Source organism: Aeromicrobium sp. SORGH_AS_0981, assembly GCF_031453195.1.
Lineage (GTDB): Bacteria > Actinomycetota > Actinomycetes > Propionibacteriales > Nocardioidaceae > Aeromicrobium.
On sequence record NZ_JAVIZD010000001.1, the window covers coordinates 2,927,867 to 2,946,950 of the forward strand.

The window sequence follows — 19,084 nt, forward strand, 5'->3', positions numbered from 1 at the left end:
GAAAGGTCCAGCGTGACCCACGTCCGCCTCTCCCGCCTTCTTGGCGCCCAGCGTCGGATGCTCGTCCCCCTGGCCGTCGTCGGCCTCGCGGTCTCCGCCACCTACGTGGCCCAGGCCCTCGTGACGGCCCACGTCTTCGGCACCGTCGTGGCCGACGGTCCGGGGCGCGACCTGCTGGCCGACCTCACCGCGCCGCTCCTGGCGCTCGCCGGTGTGCTGCTCGCCCGCCCGCTCGTGGTGCTGCTGCGCGAGCTGCTGGTCGTGCGGGTGATGACCACCGTGAAGACCCGCCTCCGCGACCAGGTCGGCGTGCAGCTGATGCGTGAGAGCGTGCACGACGCAGGGTCTGGACGGACCGGGCGCGACAACGCCACCGTGGTCGACGGCATCGAGAACCTCGACGCCTACCTCGCCCGGTACCTGCCGTCGCTCCTGCTGTCGGGCGTCGTGACGGCGGTCGTCGCGGTGATCCTCGTCCTGATCGACCCGGTCGTCGGTGCCGTGGTGGTGGTAGCGGCAGCAGCCGTCCCGCTGCTCCCCCGACTCTGGGACAAGGCCCTGGCCCGGCGTGGTTCCGACCACTGGGACGCCTACCAGGAGCTGCACGCCGAGTTCGTCGACTCGATGCAGGGCATGTCCACGCTCGTGCTCTTCGGCGCCGCGGAGCGACGCCAGCGCGAGCTGGCCGCCGCCTCGGACCGCCTGCTCGCCCGGACCCTCGCGCAGCTCAAGCTGTCCTTGATCGAGTCCGGGCTCAACGCCTTCGCCCTGAGCGCGGTGCCGCTGGTCGCCCTGATCATGCTGTTCGTCCGGCAGGACAGCCTCGGTGCCGCCGAGACGTTCGCCGTCGTGCTGCTCTCCGTCGAGCTCGTCCGGCCGCTGCGCGACCTCGCGTCGCAGTGGCACGCCGGGTACCTCGGCACGTTCTCGGGCGAGCAGATCAGTGCGGTCCTCGCCCGCCGACCGGACGACGCCGACACGACGCCGCCGGCCGTCGACCGGGCGGCCGTCGTGCGCCTCGACGACGTCACCTTCGCCTACCCGGGCGCCGACGCAGCGCGTCCGCCCGCGCTCGACGGCGTCAGCCTGCACGCCGGCCCCGGCCTGACCGCGATGGTCGGCGCGAGCGGGTCGGGCAAGTCGACGGTCGCCTCCCTCGTGGCCGGGCTCGCGGAGCCGACCTCGGGGCGCGTGGCCGTCGGGGCCGCGACGTCGGCGCGTGAGCGGCTCGCGCACGTGGCCCTCGTGCCCCAGGACCCGACCCTGTTCCCCGGCGACGTGCGCTCCAACATCACCCTGGGGCTCGACCCCGACGGGCCGGTGCCGTGCACGGTCGAGGCGGCCGCCCGGCTCGCCGGCATCGGCACCGACGACCCGACCCTGATGCTCGAGTCCCCCGTCGGCGAACGCGGCGGCCTGGTGTCCGGCGGACAGCGGCAGCGGATCGCGATCGCGCGCGGTCTCGTCCAGGGTCGGCCGGTGCTCGTGCTCGACGAGGCGACCTCGGCGCTCGACGTCGACAGCGAGACCGCCCTCGTGCGGCGCCTGATGTCGGCCCGCCCCGGGCTGCCGCTGCTCGTCGTCGCCCACCGGCTCGACGCCGTCCGCGACGCGCGGACGATCGTCGTGATGGCCGACGGGCGGGTCGTCGACCACGGCGACCACGACACCCTGATGCGCCGGTGCGACCGCTACGTCGAGCTCGTGCGTGCGGGCGCGACGGCAGGGGCCGGCCGATGAGCGCCGGGAGGACCGACCTCGGCAGGAGCGCCTTCACGCAGACGCTCGCGCCGCTGCGCGCCATGGGCGCCCACCTGTCCCGTCACCGCGCGCTGTTCCGGCGCGTCGTGGTGGTGGCCTACCTGCAGATGCTCGCGGGGGCGGGCGCGATCGTGCTGAGCGTCGCCACCGCGTCGGCCCTGCTCGACGACGGCGACGCCGGCGCGTGGCTCGCCGCGCTCACCGCAGCGGTGCTCGCGGTCGGCGCGCTCGCGTGGAGCGACTCGTGGCTCTCGCACGTGCTCGCGTACCGGGTGATCGACACCATCCGCCTCGCCGTGCACGAGGCGCTTGCCCGGCTCGCGCCGTCGGGGTTGGGACGACGCCGTTCGGGAGAGACCGCCGCCGCCGCCATGTCCGATGCTGAGCAGCTGGAGTGGTTCTTCGCGCACACCGTCGCGCAGGTGCTCGCGGGATTCGCTGCCGCGGCGACGATCGCCGCGGGTGCGGTCGCCTGGCTGGGCCCGCCCGGCCTGCTCGTCGTGGCCGGCCAGCTCGGCGTGCTGCTGGTGCCGCTCGCCGGCCTGGGCACGGCCCGCCGGCAGGGCGCCGACCTCCGCGAGCGGGTGTCCGACCTCTCGGGCACGAGCGTCGAGGTGCGCCAGTCTGCGCGCGACCTGGTGCTGCTCGGCCGGGTCGACGACGCACGCGCGTCGCTGGCGTCCGCCACGTCGGCGGTGCAGGACGTGCGTCGACGCGTCGCGGTGCGCACCGGCATCGAGCAGGCCGCCCTCGACCTCGTCGTCGCCGCCACGTCGTTCACGATGCTGCTGGCCGTCGGCGCCCGGGTCGCCTCCGGCGACATCGGAGCCGCGACGCTGCCCGTCGCCGTGGTGCTCGCCGGCGTCGCGCTCGTGCCCGTGCTCACCGTGGTCGCCTCGCTGCAGCGGGTCGCGGAGATGTCTGCCGCGGCCGCGCGCATCGACGAGGTGATCGCAGCGGGGCACGCCGCCCACCGACCCCCCACCCACGACGGCACCCCGTCGGAACCCGACGGCAGCGGGTCGGTCGACGTCCGGGGACTCTGCGTCACCTACCCCGGGGCCGACCGACCCGTCCTCCACGGCCTCGACCTGCACCTCGACGGTGGGGAGCACGTGGCCGTCGTCGGTGCCAGCGGCGCGGGCAAGACGACGCTGGTGCACGCGCTCGTGCGTCTGGTGGAGCCGACGGCGGGCTCGATCGGCGTCAGCGGCGCCGACGTCGCCGCGGAGCCCGTCGAGCGCACCCGCACGCGGGTGAGCCTGGTCGACCAGCACCCGCACGTGTTCAGGGCGACCGTGCGCGACAACCTCCTCGTCGCCCGACCCGACGCCGACGACGACGCCCTGTGGCGCGCGCTCGAGGACGTCGGTCTCGCGGCCCACGTGCGCAGCCTGCCCGACGGCATCGACACGCTGCTCGCCGAGCACGGACGTACCTGGTCGGGCGGCCAGCGCCAGCTTCTCGGGCTGGCGCGCGGCGTGCTGCGCGACCCGGAGGTGCTCGTGCTCGACGAGCCGACCGCCAACCTCGACCAGGAGGCCGAGGAGGCGTTCATGCGGCGCGCGCTCGCGCTGCGTCGTGGTCGCACGACGATCGTGGTGAGCCACCGTGCGTCGACGATCGCGCACCTGCCTCGTGTGCTGCTGGTGGAGGACGGACGCCTCGCGGCCGACGCCGACCACGCCCGGCTCACCGCCACCCACCCCCGGTACCGCTCGGTGCTCCAGACCGAGCCGCAGACCTCAGCACCGACCGAGGAGAGGAGGTGAACAGCATGAAGAAGCCCGTCATCGACATCGTCGAGGTCGAGGTCGAGCGCGCGGACGAGGCCGTCCTGGCGCCGAACTCGAACCACCACGGCCACGTGGCCACCGCGTTCTCCTGGAGCTGATCCGGACGACGTGGGCGAGCCCCGGTCAGTCACAGTGGCCGGGGCCCGCCACCCCAGTCTGCCGCGCCGTGTCCCGTCGGCGCGCCGAAACGAGGAGCGACCCATGACCACCGGCCTGGCCGACGCCCCGCACCGACCGTCCGACTCTGCCCTGGAGGCCCGCACCGAGGTCCGCGTGCTCGACCCGGTCACCACCGTCGTCACCACGCCCGACGGCGTGCACCGCACGGTCGGGCTCGGCGCGTCCGACGTGCTGCGGCTGCTCGACCACTGGACCCGGCCCGGAGCCGGAACCGTGGACGAGGCGCTCGTCGAGGCGGCCGACCCGCTGCGTCGGATCCTGCTCGACCGCGGCGGTCTGGTGCAGATCGCTCCGACGTCGGCACCGCCGACTGTCGCCCTGCCGGTCGACGAGGGTGCGCGAGGACAGCTGCTCCTGACCGGCGACGACGCCCTCGTGCGTGCGCTGGTACGGCGTGCCGGCGCGGCCGACGTCGGCGTCTCGACGGCACCGTGGGACCCGCGCGCCGTCGTGAACCGTGCCTACCGCACCGGGGAGCTGCTGGTCGTGTGCGTGCACGGAGCACGCGACAGCGACCTGGTCGACCTCGACCGCACCTGCCACGACATGCGGGTGCCGTGGGTGGCGCTGGAGCTGACCCGTGGCGAGGCGTGGGTCGGGCCGTTCGTCACGCCCGGGGTCGGGGCGTCGTTCGAGGACGCGGTGCAGCGTCGGGCGGCGGCCGCGTTCGACCGTCGGGTCCACCGGGTGGTGCGCACCCCGTCGCTGACCGGCGACGCCGGTCCGGCTCCGCACGAGGCCGACGCGGTGCTGTCCGCCGCCCTCGCCGTGCTCGGCGGCGACCGCGCGGGCGACGTGCTGCACCGGTTGCGGCTCGGCGATCCTGCCGAGGACGACGCCGTGGCGTCGACGCACCCGGTGCTGCCGATGCCGGGCTCGCCCACGACGCACCGCCCGCACGACGTCGACGACCTGGTCGACCCGGTGTCGGGGCTGGTGCTGCGCACGCGCGACATCACGCACGACGCGAGCGTCCCCGCGTCGCTCGTGACCAAGCAGTGCGACGTCGCCGACGTCCGCGCGGTGTCGCCGTGGGCGAACAACGTGCTCTGCCAGGGCAGCAGCTTCGGCGACCCTGACGGTGCGGCCAAGGCTGCGCTCGGCGAGTCCGTGGAGCGGTACTGCGGCAACATCCTCGACACGCTGCCCGTCACCTACGGCAGCCACGACGAGCTGCGTCGTCGGGGCGTGCCGGTGCTCGACCCGCGTGAGCTCGTCCTGTACTCCGACGCGCAGTACGCGGCGCCGGGGTTCCCGTTCGTGCCGTTGACCCGCGAGACGCGCGTGCACTGGGTGCCGGGCCGTTCGCTCACGCGCGACGCGGAGGTGCTCGTGCCGGCGTCGCTCGTGTACGTGAACTGGTACGCGGCGGGGTACTCGAGCGCACCGATCACCAACTTCTGCGCGTTCGCGGGCATCGCCGCCGGGCCCGACCTCGACTTCGCGGTGATGAGCGGCCTCGAGGAGGTGGTCGAGCGGCACGCGACCATGGTGTGGTGGCTCAACGGCCACCCGCTCCCCCGGGTGCCGGTGCCTGCGGCGCTGCAGCGGCTGTGGGACGGCACCGACGTCACCCACCAGCGGTCGTCGCTGATCGCTCTCGACGACGAGTTCGCGATCCCGGTGGCCGCCGCGGTGGTGCACGACGACACCGACCGGATCGTCAACGTCGGCTTCTCCGCCCGCCCGACCTTCGAGGCGGCGGCGGCGAAGGCGTGGACGGAGGCACTGACCCTGCAGGAGGGGTCGCGCGACCTGCTGCGGATGGACGGTCTGCACTGGGCGGTCATGGCGAGCGGGGAGCTGAACGGGCGCGCGTTCAAGCTGTGGCGCGAGGACCGTCGCTACCTCGACGACTTCCGCGCCGACATGCGCGACTGCGACGACCTGATGGTGCAGCAGCAGGTGTACCTCGACCCGCGCGCCGCGGAGCGGATGGCGCACCTGCTGGAGCCGGCGGGTGAGCGTCCGCTCGCGTCGCTGCCGACGGTGCCCGAGCGGTCGGCGTCGGCGTACCGGGCGGCGGTGGAGGCGGCCGGTCGCGAGGTGATCGTCGTCGACCTGACCACGCCCGACGTCGCGAGCACCGGCATGGCCGTCGTGCGCGTGCTGGTGCCCGGCACGGTCGGCAACGCCCCAGCGGCGTTCCCGTTCCTCGGTGGCCGACGTGTGCAGGACCTCGCGGTGGAGCTGGGCTGGCGCGAGACGGCGCTGGAGGAGGACGAGCTCAACTACTTCCCGATGCCGCATGCCTGAGGCGGCCGTCGACGTCGGGCTGTTCGACGCACCGCTGCGCGTGGTGCGTCGGCCGGTGCTCGATGGGTTCCCGTCGGGGTTCGTGCACCAGCAGGTGACGATGCCTGCGCGTCCGGGCGTGGACGGGCTCGCGGCGGCGGTGCAGCTGGTCGAGCCCGGGGCGTCGGCGGACGGCGACGTCGCGGTGGCGTCGGCGGTGCGGCACTGGTGCGGGGAGGACCTCGGCCAGCTGGAGGTGCGTTCGGCGTCGGCGGCCGAGCTGCTGGCGGAGGGCGAGCCGGTGCTGCGGCTCACGGACCTGGCGCTGCACGACCCCGCGGTGCTCGACGAGCCGGGCTGCCCGCTCGTGCGGGTCGACGACCGGACCCGCCTGCTGTGGACGCGCGGTGTCCGCCGGCGTCGCGGGTCGGTGTCGGCTGAGGGGCCGTCGGAGGGCTGGGTGCCGTACGGGCAGGCGGTCGTGCGCTGGCTCGAACGCGATTCCTCGCAACCGCTCGCGCACACGATGAACATGGCCGGGCTCGGCGCTGCGACGACGTTCGAGGCGGCGGTGGACCAGGCGCGCGCCGACCTCGTCGCGCAGGACGCGGTGACGCGGTGGTGGTCCTCCGGACCCGCGGACCCCCTGCCGGCGCTTGGCGCACCGTCCTGGTGGGACGGCCCGCTGGAGCTGCGTCTGCGTCGGCTGCCGTCGCGGTTCGACGTCGAGGTGGTGCTGGCCGTCGTGCGCGACCACGAGCACGACCTCGCGACGCTCTGCCCCGCCACCGGGCCGGACGCTGCACGTCGGGCCGCCGCGGGTGCGCTGTGGCAGCTGGGCGTGGCCCGCGACGTGACCTCGCCGACGTCGGGCCTCCTGGCGTCGGGGATGCCCGGCCTCCTCCCCCACGCACCCGATCGTCGTTACCTGGCTCGCGGCGTGCGCGGAGCAGTCGACCCGATGTCGGCGGTGCAGCTGGGCCTCGACCCTGCTGTCGTGGCCGAGGTCGACCGGCGCACGTCGCCCAGCCGTCACGCCGCGACGCTGACGGGTGACGCGCCGCCCGAGGTGTGGGTCGTCGATCTCACGACCCCCGACGTCGCCGCGGCCGGCTGGCACTGCGTCCGGGCGCTCGCACCTGGACTGGCCCGCATCCCGGTGCCGGCGTTCGCCCAGCGCCAGGGTCTGCCCTACCCGGGCTGGTGAGCGTCGGTCAGCGCCGCTGCAGGGTGAGGTGCACGACGCCGGTCGGCGACGCGACGGTCTCGACGTCGTAGTCGTCCTCGATGCCGTCGAGTCCGTTCCAGAGCCGCGCGCCGCGTCCGAGCACGATGGGCACCTGCACGAGGTGCGCGGTGTCGACGAGCCGTGCGGCGAGGAACTGCCGGGCCACGTCGGCGCCTCCGCCGACGCGCACGTCGAGCCCGCCCGCCAGCTCGCGGGCGGCCTCGAGCGCGACGGCGGGTGAGGCGTCGAGGAAGTGGAAGGTCGTGTCGCCCACGACCAGCGGCTCGCGGGGCCGGTGGGTGAGCACGACGACCGGCGTGTGGAACGGCGGCTCCTCGCCCCACCAGCCGCGCCAGTCGGCGTCGTCCTGCCACCCGGGCGGCCCGAACTTCCCAGCACCCATGATCTCGACGCCGATCCCGTCGGCGAAACGCTGGGCGTACGCCTGGTCTATGCCGTGACTGCCGCCCTCGCGGCCCACCATCGCGGCTCCGGAGGCGGTGTCGAACATCCAGCGGTGCAACCGTTGCCCAGCGTGACCCATCGGCGTCTCGAGCGCCTGCGGCTCCCCCGCCGCGAATCCGTCGAGCGAGATCGAGATGTTGTGCATGCGGACGCGACTCATGCGTCCGTTCTACTCCGTCCCTTTGACGGCGTCACCGCTTCTCGCAGGCGATGCCGTCCTTATCGCGGTCGGACTTCGTGTTGGCGTTGTAGACCGCCTTGTTCTTCGTGAAGTTCGTGACCGGCTTCGTCTTGCCGCGCACCTTGTCGCGCGCGCCCGGCAGGCCGACGCCGTGCTTGTAGACCTTATTCAGCTCGGTGCAGTTCTTGTAGGTCGTGGCGGCCTCGGCGGGGGCCGCCACGGCACCCAACGTCCCGACCGAGAGGGCCGCGGCGAGGATCAGGGCGTGTGCGCGTCGCTTCATCGTGTTCTCCTTCGTCGATCCTCGACGCTAGGTCGGATCGCGGCGTGCGTCGGACAATCCTGGGAAGATGACCCGGACGAACTAGGCGACGTCAGACGTCCGTCCCACCGCGCACAGCGATGGCGGCGTCGCACCACGGGAGGCGAGATGGATCAGGTACAGCGCGACCGCGCCTCGGGCGTCCTCCTGGGGCAGGCCTGCGGCGACGCGTTGGGGGTGCCGCACGAGGGCGCGCTCAGGAGGGAGTTCGTCTACGGCACAAACCTCACATCCCGAAGCTGGCACGTTGAAACCATCGAAAGCTGATCTAGGACGACAGGCCCGAATCTGAAGCGACATTCTCGGATCCGACACCCCGTCCGACGAGGACCTTTAGTCTCAGGGCAGCCAAGATCGGGAGAAACTTCATGACCCTGTCCATCACCGTCCAGGCGAACGAGTGGGCCAGCTACGCGCTCGTCTACAACCGGATCCCCTTCGTGCACACCGTCCAGGTGGACGACATCGGGCACGACGCGCCGGCGGTCCTGCACGTCCGGCTCGAGGACCGCGGCGTGGCACTGACGCATCCGTTCGCCACCGAGCTCGAGCCGGACGCCGACGGCAGCGCGACGGTCGACCCCGTGCAGCTGCAGGTCGACGTGGCAGCGATGAGCCAGGTCGCCGAGGACGTCACGGCGCAGCTGGTGGTGGAGGTCCATCAGCAGCACATCGTGACCAGCCACCGGCAGGACGTGCTGCTCGGGTCGGCGCGGACCTGGAGGACCATCTTCTCGCAGGCCGCGGACGGTCGTGCCGTGCTGAACCCTCTCGCGACGGAGACCCTGGCCGCCTTCGTGCAGCCGAACGACCCCAGCGTCGGAGCCTTCCTCGACGCCGTGCGAGCACGACTCGAGGGGACCACCGGCTCGGGCTCCACGCAGGGATACCAGGCCGGGCCCGAACGCGTCGACGCGATCGTGCGCGCGATCTGGGACGAGGCCCGCGAGCGGGGCATCACCTACAGCAACCCTCCGGCCAGCTGGTCCGCAGGCCAGAAGGTCCGCACTCCCGAGGAGGTCCTGGACGGCAGGGTCGGCACCTGCCTCGACACCTCGGTCGTGCTGGCGGCCGCCATCGAGCACGCAGGCCTCCACCCCGTGCTGTTCATCGTCGAGGGTCACGCCTTCCTCGGCTACTGGCGCACGGAGGAGTTGGGCTTCGCGTCCGTCGAGGCGCTCGAGAGCGCGGTGAATGCCGTCGACAGCGGTCGCCTGCGCATCCTCGAGACCACCAGCGTCACCGGCGGCCCCGACTCCTGCGATTTCGATGACGACGTCCACCAGGTGACGCGCGGCCGCTACCTCTCGGGCGACCTCTCCCGCTTCGAGGGGGTCGTGGACGTGCGGGTCGTGCGCGCCCAGAGCCAGGTGCTCCCCCTCCCCGCCCACCGGGTCGAGAGCTCCGGCGCCGCCACTCTGGTCGAGTACGTCCCGACCGAGCACTCGGGGCACCACGTGGTGTCGACGACACCGCAGGTGGACGAGCGCACGGGGGCGGTCGTCGCATCCGTCCCACCTCGGGTCCAGTCGTGGAAGAACGCGCTGCTCGACCTCAGCCTGCGGAACAAGCTGATCAACTTTACCGAGCGGTCGGCGATCCAGCTCGCCGTCGCGCCGGGCAGCATCGGCCACGTCGAGGACCTCCTGAGTGCAGGACAGGCGGTGACCCTGCTCCCCGGCGACGCGGTTCCCGCGACGAGCGAGGCGCAGGGGGTGCGCTTCGGCGCCGACCTTCCCGCGTCGCAGCTCAAGGAGTACCTCGACACGAAGCGTCTCTTCACCGACGTCCGCACGGGCCAGACCCTCGACACGTACCTCCGCAGGATGCGCAACCTGGCCTACAAGGCGCGAACCATCGAGGAGGAGACCGGGGCGAACAACCTGTACCTCGCGCTCGGGTCGCTGCACTGGCAGCTCGACGACCGTCCGCTCAAGTCGCCGCTCATCCTGCTGCCGGTGCTACTCGTGCCCGGGTCCCGCCGCGGTCTGTACCGTCTCCAGCTCGACGAGTCCGGTGCCAGCACGCCCAACTACTGCCTCATCGAGAAGCTGCGCCAGGTGGACGGCATCCGGATCCCGGGACTGGAGAACCCACCGGAGGACGAGCACGGCATCGACCTCGCCGCGACCTTCGAGGCCGTCCGGGAGGTGATCATCGAGAAGGACCTGCCCTACCGTGTCGAGGAGTCGGCGGACGTTGCCATCCTCCAGTTCGCCAAGTTCCGCTTGTGGAAGGACCTCGACGACGACTGGGAAGGGTTGATGGACGCTCCGCTCGTCCGCCACCTCGTCGAGAACCCGACGGGTGAGTTCGAGGACCCGCACGGCGAGGCGTCGATGGCCGACCTCGACGAGCTCGACGCCAGCTGCCCCATCCCCGCCGACGCCTCACAGCTCGAGGCGGTCGCCGCCGCGGTCGCGGGCCACACCTTCGTGCTTGAGGGACCGCCCGGGACCGGCAAGTCCCAGACGATCACCAACCTGCTGGCCCGCGCCATCGCCTCCGGCAAGCGGGTCCTGTTCGTGGCCGAGAAGCGGGCTGCTCTCGACGTCGTGTCCTCGCGCCTCGAGTCCGTGGGCATGGGCCCGTTCTCGCTCGACCTGCACGACAAGTCGAGCAAGCCCGCCGTCGTCCGAGACCAGATCAAGCAGGCACTCGACCTGCACCTCGAGCTCGACCGGCAGGGACTCACGGCCGAGCAGGAGTCGGTGAGCAGCTCCAGGCGTGCCCTCCAGCGGTACGCGACGCGACTGCACGAGAGGAACACGGCCGGCCTCTCCTACTACTCGGCACGCACGCAGCTCCTGGCCTACCCCGATGACCTGCCGGCGCTGCCGATCACCCCCGAGGAGCTCACGAGCCTCGAGGCCGAGTCGTTGTCGCGACTACGCGGCTCGCTCCGGCACCTCGAGGACACCGCGGACCTCGCTCGGCCGCAACAGCACCACCCCTGGGGCTTCGTGCGCCGTGCCGTCGACGATCGCCGCGGCGTCCTGGCCGCTGCCGCCGACCTCGACCGTGCCGTGGCAGAGCTCCCACCCGCCGGACCGCTTCGGGATGCTGTCGACCAGGCGCGGACCCTCCAGGACCTGTCGGGACTCGTCAGCCTCGTGCACGGACCCGCGGTCACTGCGGCCGAGCTCGACGAGGTCCGTACGCGTTCCTGGGTCGAGCGTCGCGACGCCTATGTCAGCACGCTCAGCGCGCTGGCCGGCACCAACCCGCCGGCGCTGGAACGAGTCGCACCCGCGGCACTGGACCTGCCGGTCGACGACGTTCGAGATGCCGTGGTCGCAGCGGCCGCGAGCGGCTTCTTCGGTCGCAAGAAGCGGGTGCTCGCTGCCCTCGCCCCGCTCGACCAGCACCTGAAGTCCCCCGTGAAGCCCAAGGAGGCCCCTGCCCTGCTCGAGCAGCTCGTCGGCATCAGGGCCGGCGCGGACGCCGTCGCCCCCGAGCGGTCCGGAGTCACCGGCACCCGCCCCGTCGTCGGGTGGAACCCCTTCCAGGACGCGTCGCTCGACGCGGTGGAGCACCAGCTGCAGTGGTTGCAGGTGCAGGCGGCCTTCATCGCCCCTGGCCCGGACGGAGCGATCACCCCGTTCGGGGAGACACTGCGTGCACTTCTCGACGCGGACCTCGTGCTGAGCGAGAAGGAGAGCAGCGCCCTGCGTGCTCTCGAGACCGCGGCGCGCGACCTGTGGTCGGCCTCCGGCTCGAGCGACCGCGACGTGCAGGACTGGCTGGACGACGCTGCCTTCGTCCCGGTCTGGACCACGGGCGTCACGACGCGTTCTAACCCGACCCAGGCCGAGAGGTCGCTGGACCGGTGGCTGGCCTTCGTCTCGGCGGCTGCCGTGCTGCGCGAGCTGCACCTCGACCAGGCCTTCGACGCCGTGCTCGAGGGCCGCGTCGGCAGCACGTCCGCCGTGGCGTCCCTGGAGAAGGGTCTGGCGCTGGCCTCGACCCAGGAGCGCATGCTGGCCTCCGGTCTCGACGGCTTCGACGCCGAGGCGCACGGCACGTCGGTGCGCCGCTTCGCGACCTCGATGGTGGACCTGCGAGCCCACCTGCAGCAGTCCGTCGCGGCAGACGTCCTCGCGGCTCGACCGTTCCGGTCCGGTTCGGAGAAGGGCCAGGTCGGTGAGCTGCGTCGCCAGCTGGAGCGACGCCGGGGAGGCATGAAGGTGCGCGAGCTGCTCGCCACGTACGGAGACCTGGTCACCCAGGTGATGCCGTGCGTGCTGGTCAGCCCGGACTCCATCGCGCGCTTCTTCCCCGTCGGGTCGATCACGTTCGACCTCGTGGTGTTCGACGAGGCGTCGCAGATCCGCGTGGCGGACGCGGTGGGCGCCATGGGACGAGCCACCTCTGCCGTCGTGGTCGGCGACAGCAAGCAGATGCCGCCCACCTCCTTCGCGGAGCCCGGCACGGATGACGCGGCCACCGTCGACGACCTCCTGGTGCAGCCCGACGAGGAGAGCATCCTCACCGAGGTCGCCCAGGCGGGGGTCGGTCGCCGCGCCCTCACCTGGCACTACCGGAGCAAGGACGAGTCCCTCATCGCCTTCAGCAACGAGCACTACTACGAGAGCCGGCTCTCCTCGTTTCCTGCGCCCGACCCGGGCCTGGATGACGAGGGCCACCCCGTGGCGGGCGTCAGCCTGGTGAAGCTCGACGGCACCTTCGTGCGCACGCCCGGTCGGGACAAGGGCACGAACCGGGCCGAGGCCGAGGCGATCGTCACGGAGATCCGTCGTCGCTTCGCGGCCTCGCCCGGTCGGATCCCGTCGGTCGGCGTCGTGACCTTCAACATGCCGCAGCGGACCCTCGTGGAGTCGATGCTCCGCGACCTCGACGACGCCCGCATCCTCGAGGCGATGGACGGCACCAACGGCGAAGGCCTCTTCGTGAAGAACCTGGAGAACGTCCAGGGCGACGAGCGGGACGTGATCCTGTTCTCCACGGCCTTCAGCCGCAACGACAAGGGCGTGCTGCCCCTGAACTTCGGTCCTCTGACGAACCGGGGCGGCGAGCGTCGGCTGAACGTCGCCATCACGCGCGCACGCACCCAGGTGGTCATCTTCACCTCGTTCGACCCGAGCGAGCTGCGTGTCGACGCGACGGGCTCGATCGGCATCAAGCACCTCGCCGCGTACATGCACGCTGCCGCTGCCAGGACCTCGGGAGCCGACCAGACGTCCCATCGCGCCGTGGTCGATCGCCACCGCGACGAGATCGCCGAGGCGTGCCGTGAGGCCGGGTTGGTCGTGACGACGGACCTCGGTCTCTCCGACTTCAAGATCGACCTCGCGCTGGCGCACCCGGCAGCGCCCGACTCGCCCCTGGTCGCGGTGCTTCTCGACGGGGAAGGGTGGGCTGCGCGCCGCACCGTCGGTGACCGCGACGGTCTGCCCGTGTCGGTCCTCGAGAACCTCATGGGCTGGCGGTCGGTGCAGCGGGTCTGGATGCCCGAGTGGCTGGAGGACCGGGGGTCGGTGGTGCGCAGGCTCGTCGACGAGGTCGACACGGCGCGCACCGCCCCCCGGCCCGTCCCCGATGTCTCGCAGCCCGTGCCATCGATGTCTGCCGACGTCGAGCGGGACGATCCGCAGCAGGGCGTCCCGGAGCGGCCTCAGCCTGCATCATCGGTAGCCGCGAACGTCGTGACAGATCCGAGTCCGGCGTCGCACACGTTCGCCTCGGTGACTCAGCCGAGCTCCCTGGCCGAACAGCAGCTGACCGGCGCCGAGCCCTTCCGTCCCTGGGCGCCGCGCAAGGCCGGCCCCAGGTCCACGCTCGACGCACTCCCTGGGCACGAGGCCGCGCAGAAGGTCGCACAGGTGCTCCGCGGGATCGCCGAGCAGGAAGGGCCAGTGTCGGACGAGCGAGCGGCTCGCCTGACTGCGGGAGCCTTCGACCTGACACGGCTCAACGCGGCGAGGATCGAGTCCATCGTGCGCTGCATCCCGCGAGCGATGCGCGACGACGAGGGCTTCGCGTGGCCGATGGGCGTCGACCGTGCGACGTGGACCACCTTCCGGACGGCGACGCTCGACGACCCGCGACCCGTCGCCGACATCCACCCCATCGAGATCGGCAACGCCATCGTCGCCCTGTGCAGAGATGCTCACGGCATGACCCAGGACGAGCTCCTCAAGGAGACGCTGCTGCTCTTCGGATGGCGGCGGCGCACCGACGCCCTTACGACGCCCGTGCTCGCAGCGCTCCGCCGTGCGCAGGACGCAGGACGCGTCGTCCTCGGTGCGGACGAGATCGTCCGCGCGGTCGTCTGAGGGGTCGGCCGGCAGCCACCGGCGTCGTGACGTCGGGAATGGCACGACGCCTGCTGGTGCGCTGCGATGGGACCGACCCGGCAGGCGCGTCGAGACTCTTAGACTTCGATGTCGAGGGTCACAGGCTCTCTGCGCCGCAGGCGGTAACCGCCCCCACTCGACGCCCGCGGGCTCGTCGAACTTCGCTGCAATCCTTCTCGTCAGGTGTTTGATCGTGACGTCCCCTGCTGGGGCAACCCTTCGATCTCGGCGCGCATCGCAGCCGACTGCGTCGAAGCGGACGCCCTTGCCTCGGCGAGGGCCAGGGCTACTGCGTTCTCCTTGTCCTGTTCCGCCAGGTCGAGCGGTCGCGGACGGCCTTCCCGGAGGCGTCGTCCCTGACCTGGCTGAGCAGTTCCGCATGGTCTGCCTCATCGACGCTGAACTTCTTCCGCATCCGGACGCGTGATCTCGCGCGCTCCCGAACCATCCTCTTGATCGTCACGGCTACGAAGCCCTCGCGATCGACACGTTGTCACCTTCCGAACGCCGGTAACGGACCGTTCAGCTTCGTACTGCTTCCTTCGTTTTTTCGATGCATACCGTGGTGACTCGACGGATGGTTTCGTAGCACCATTCAGGCGTCGTGTCTGGCTCCGCGCCGGGTGGGTGCCTGCAGGGAGTCAGAGGGCTCGCGCTCACAGTCAGTCGAGAGGTTCCCGTCGGCGTCGCGCACGTGCTCCGTGATGTCTTCGAGCAGCTGCTCGGCCTCGTGTCGCCCCACCGGTAGCCACGCTGGTAGACGGGGACGACGAAGCGTCTCAGGAGGTCTCCGACCAGCACCGCCTGGAGCCGCGCCTCACGCGCTCCGTCGATCGTCTCCACCGTCATGAGTTCTCCTTCGTGAGGTCTTCGTCGGCGTGGATCGTGGGCGCCGCTGCGACGAGGCCAAATCTCCGAGCCGTTGCTGAGTTTCCGCGGTACGTCGTCCCGCCATCGCGTAGAACTGCCGCGACCGAGGACGCGCGTTCAGGACAGTGGATCGCCTCGAGACGCTCCTCCCTCGTCCTGCTCCTTCCTGTGGCGCTTCGAGTCGATCCGCCTTGCCGCCTGACTGCGGACCGACCGGGCAGCCGCTCGTGACACGTCGGCACCGACGCCTCTTGCCTCCTTGGCCCGGGCTCTGACCTCGGCCCTCGCCTCGGGCAGACCCGGTCGTGTGGCTGAGCGCTCGGTCAGCTGCGGGAGGGGCGTGCGGGACCGTTCCGCGAACGTCTCGACGGAGTCGCGCGCCTCGACCATCGCCCGGTCCAGGCGCCTGATGCTCAGACGGTGATGGATCTCAAGCGGTCTGACATCACCAAGCTCGGTGATCCGATCCAGCACGAGTGCGACCAGCTGTTCGTCGAGCTCGCGGTGCTGCTCGAGGACGCCACGCGCCGTCTCCACCGCTTCGAGGAGTTCGTCCGGATCGGTCGTGCGGATCCGTTCGACGTAGATGTAGTACCAGAGGTGGAGCGCGTGCTCGGCCACGGCGATCAGCTGCAGCGAGCCCGCCACCGACTGCGCCGACGCGATCTGCTCGACAGCCTTGACGCGGTCCGACAAGTCATCATCCGGGGAGGTCGCACGGACCGTGCTCGTGACGTAGGTGCGCAGCTTCTCCAAGGCTGCGGCCAGGTCGCGACGTACCGAGTCGACACTGTCCCAGTCAGCACCGAGCAGTCGACCACGCTTTTGGGTCTGTTCGACGATGCGCTCGAGTTCGCGGTACAGCGCGACGACTTCGCCGATCTCCACGGCGCGCGCCCGTCGCTGCAGGTCCTCAATCTTCCCGTCGACCTCTGCCACCGCCTTCTCGACCTCGGCGATGGCCGAGCGCAGGGCGATCGCCACGGCAGCGGTCTGCAGCGCAACGGCCTGATTAGCACCGAGAACCGCCTTATCGAAGGACAGGTGTCCTGCAATCGAGCTCCGATCGTTTCTCACGACCCCGGACAGGCTGCCGGCGGCGTTCTCGGCCCACCCGAACGACTCGATCAGCTCCTTCGCCTGAGGTGTGAGCTCGTACAGCTCACGCGACGTGGCAGCCAGCGTCGCTGCCGTCGCCCCTGCCGCGACGACCGCCCCGGCCTCCGTCTTCCCCACCGCCACTCCCTTGCGGGCTGCGCGGCGATCGAGGGAGAGGTCCTCGAGCACGCGGTCGATGTCGGCGCGGTTCCCGTCGAGAAGGAGGTCCTTGCCGTCAAGGAAGAGCTTGACCCCGCCGACAGGCTCGTCGCTCATGCGTCGTCACCGCCCGGCAGGATCGGGCTCGGCTTGCCGCTCCACACGACGGCAAGCTCGTCGCGTGCGCGAGTCGCGGAGACGTACAGGAGCGAACGCTCTCGCTGCATGAAGTCGGCCTGGTCGGCCTCGGCCAGGTTCTTCATCAGCCAGGAGGCAGGCATGTCGTCCTGGCCGACGCCGGCGATGAGCACGCACTCGAACTCCATGCCCTTCGAGCGCGTCATCGTCATCACCTGCACCTGTCCCTTGGCCGAGCCGCCGTGGCCGGTGACCTGGCGAGCCGGGACACCGCGCTCGTCGAGGGCGCCGGCGATGCGCTTCATCTCCTTGTTGGTGCGCACGAGGATGCCGATCGACTCGGGCGCGCGCTCGTCCTGGATCCACCCGCGGACGATCTCGGCGACGTCGTCCAGCTCTACACCGGCCGACTCGGCCTGGACGACCAGCGGCGCGGGACCCGAGCGGGACGAGCGGTAGTGGTCGGACGTGTCCTGCTCACCCTCGCCGTCGACGTACGTCTCACCCGTCAGCACGCCCAGCGCGTAGCCGAGGTTCTGGGCGGTGGTGCGGTAGTTGAGCGTGAGCGAGCGGGACCGGCCGACGATCTTGATGCCCAGCCGTCCGAGCACCACGCGTTGGCCGAAGATCCGCTGGTGCGAGTCCTCCGCGATGAACAGGTCGTCGGAACCCGGCGCGGCAGCGGCGCGCAGCATCTGCCACTTGCTCGGCGTGAGGTCCTGCCCCTCGTCGACCAGGAGGTGGTCGGCCACGGCTCCGGTGCGCTCGAGCACCTCCGCAGCAACCGCGGCGCGCTCGTTGAAGTCGAGCCACCGGCCGACGGCACCGGCCGCACGGTATGCCTCGACGAGGTCCCAGACCTGTGCCCGCCGACCGCGGTCGAGAGCGACGCCACGCCCGGGTCGCCGCGCCTTGAAGTACTGCTCGCGCGTCGTGATCCGCTGCGGCAGGACGACCATGGCGTACTCGGCCTCGAGGAAGCTCGGCGCCAGCAGCTCGGGTGCGACGTCGGCGGACGCACCGGCGGCGACCTGCTGCCAGGCGTCGTTGGGAGCGATCGTGCCCGGGTCCACCGCGCGGGCCCCCACGGTCGCCTCGATGGCGGCGGCCCGGTCGGCTCCCGACCCCGCCCGCTTCATGGCGGCCACGGACAGCTGGTCGACGCCGACGACGTGGACCCCTGGATCCCCGAGGTTGGGCGCCATGGTCAAGGACGAGTCCAGCAGTCGTAGGTTCTGCACGAGCGACTCGGCGAGTGTCCGCGAGTACGTCGTGAGGACGACACGAGCCTGCGGGTCCTTGAGGTGCAGCTGCCGCGCACGGTGGAGCAGCACGACGGTCTTGCCCGTGCCGGCACCGCCGGAGAGGCGGAACGGACCGTTCGTCGACATCTCGGCGTAGCGCCGCTGCTCCGGGTGCAGGAACGTGCGCCATGCGGCGAAGTCGCCCTCCTCGACGACGCGGCGCAGGTCCTCGTCGTCCTCGATCCACGCGAACTGCAGCTTGGCGGCCGGGTGGTCAAGAGCCTTCACGATCTCCTCGTCCGTCGGCTCCTCCGCGGACCTCGACGGCTCCTGGACGTCGAGCCCGAGGATCTCGCGCACGGAGTCGATCGACTTCCCGGACGCCAGCTCCAGCAGCGCGACGCCCTGCCACTGGACGGCGCCTGCCGCGACCTCGAGGAGGTCGTCCTCGCTGGGCGCCTTCAATGCCCGGCGCGCGACGTCCTCGGCAATGCCGAGACCCTCGGTGAGGTCCTGCAGGACGAAGCCGACACTCTCGAAGTAGCCGAGGGCCGCCTTGTCATCGCCATGCTTCGGAGCGTGAGCGACCGGCACGGCGGACACCGTCGCCTCGCTGACCTCCGCGACGCCGTTGACCGGATTCACGGTCAGCCTGCTCTTCTTCGCCTTCTCGATGGCGTCGTCGTGCGGCCAGATGCCATGGAGCACGTAGGTGGTGTCGCCGTCGTGCACGAGCTTGAACAGCACCGCCCGGAAGTTCTGGTTCACGCGGCCCGTGCGGACGCGTTCGTCCACGACACCGTTGATCGGCTCGATGTGGAGCCCCGGCGAGGCGTCGTTCTCGCTGAGCTTCTCGAAAAAGCTCCAGGCGGCCTGCTTGAGCCCACCGTCGAGCTTCGGCATGCCCTGCGAGTAGATGATGTGCGGCACGTCAGTCCCTCCGGTCCAGTGCGGCCATGATGTCGGCGACCTCCGACGAGATCCGCCATCCCGCCGCGGTCAGCTCCTCCACGTCCTCCGGCGCCATGTCGACCGCGAGAGCCACGCGGTCGTCGGGCCACGCGATGTCGATCGCGATGCCGTCGAGCAC

10 protein-coding genes are annotated in these 19,084 nt (G+C 71.5%); 5 read left to right on the plus strand and 5 right to left on the minus strand.

Annotation, left to right across the window (positions count from 1 at the left end; all coding sequences use genetic code 11):
• Positions 1 to 12 precede the first annotated feature (12 nt).
• The 4 genes from QE370_RS14600 to QE370_RS14615 all read left to right on the plus strand — a co-directional run bounded on the left by QE370_RS14600 (position 13) and on the right by QE370_RS14615 (position 7,179).
• Entirely contained in the window at positions 13 to 1,740 is a 1,728-nt protein-coding gene (locus QE370_RS14600; RefSeq protein WP_309634782.1) for an ATP-binding cassette domain-containing protein, read from the plus strand.
• Positions 1,737 to 3,533, plus strand: a complete 1,797-nt coding sequence (locus tag QE370_RS14605) for an ABC transporter ATP-binding protein (protein WP_309634783.1) — start codon at positions 1,737 to 1,739, stop codon at positions 3,531 to 3,533. The genes QE370_RS14600 and QE370_RS14605 overlap by 4 nt, the downstream gene beginning before the upstream one ends.
• A 225-nt stretch (positions 3,534 to 3,758) precedes the next feature.
• The gene (locus QE370_RS14610; RefSeq protein ID WP_309634784.1) at positions 3,759 to 5,993 is read left to right on the plus strand and encodes a YcaO-like family protein; all 2,235 of its coding nucleotides are present in this window, start codon (positions 3,759 to 3,761) and stop codon (positions 5,991 to 5,993) included.
• Complete coding sequence (locus QE370_RS14615) at positions 5,986 to 7,179, plus strand: YcaO-like family protein (protein WP_309634785.1); 1,194 nt, start codon at positions 5,986 to 5,988, stop codon at positions 7,177 to 7,179. The genes QE370_RS14610 and QE370_RS14615 overlap by 8 nt, the downstream gene beginning before the upstream one ends.
• Before the next feature lie 7 nt (positions 7,180 to 7,186).
• Here the strand turns inward: QE370_RS14615 and QE370_RS14620 are convergent, their stop codons facing one another.
• On the minus strand, positions 7,187 to 7,825 hold the full coding sequence (locus QE370_RS14620) for a dihydrofolate reductase family protein (protein ID WP_309634786.1): 639 nt from the start codon (positions 7,823 to 7,825) through the stop codon (positions 7,187 to 7,189).
• A gap of 31 nt (positions 7,826 to 7,856) precedes the next feature.
• Positions 7,857 to 8,129, minus strand: coding sequence for an excalibur calcium-binding domain-containing protein (locus QE370_RS14625; protein ID WP_309634787.1), 273 nt, complete (start codon positions 8,127 to 8,129; stop codon positions 7,857 to 7,859).
• A 407-nt stretch (positions 8,130 to 8,536) separates the two neighbouring features.
• Here QE370_RS14625 and QE370_RS14630 point away from each other — a divergent pair, with 407 nt between their 5' ends.
• Positions 8,537 to 14,464: a DUF4011 domain-containing protein gene (locus QE370_RS14630; protein WP_309634788.1), complete on the plus strand. Its 5,928-nt coding sequence runs from the start codon at positions 8,537 to 8,539 to the stop codon at positions 14,462 to 14,464.
• A 1,008-nt stretch (positions 14,465 to 15,472) separates the two neighbouring features.
• On the opposite strand, the gene QE370_RS14635 is transcribed toward QE370_RS14630, so the two are convergent.
• Genes QE370_RS14635 through QE370_RS14645 form a run of 3 tightly spaced genes read right to left on the minus strand, consistent with a single transcriptional unit; the run spans position 15,473 to position 19,084 of the window.
• Positions 15,473 to 16,729 (minus strand): hypothetical protein, encoded by a 1,257-nt coding sequence (locus QE370_RS14635; RefSeq protein ID WP_309634789.1) that lies wholly within the window; start codon positions 16,727 to 16,729, stop codon positions 15,473 to 15,475.
• Entirely contained in the window at positions 16,726 to 18,924 is a 2,199-nt protein-coding gene (locus QE370_RS14640) for a 3'-5' exonuclease (protein ID WP_309634790.1), read from the minus strand. Before QE370_RS14640 ends, QE370_RS14635 begins: the two co-directional genes overlap by 4 nt.
• A gap of 1 nt (position 18,925) precedes the next feature.
• On the minus strand, positions 18,926 to 19,084 hold the full coding sequence (locus QE370_RS14645) for a hypothetical protein (protein WP_309634791.1): 159 nt from the start codon (positions 19,082 to 19,084) through the stop codon (positions 18,926 to 18,928).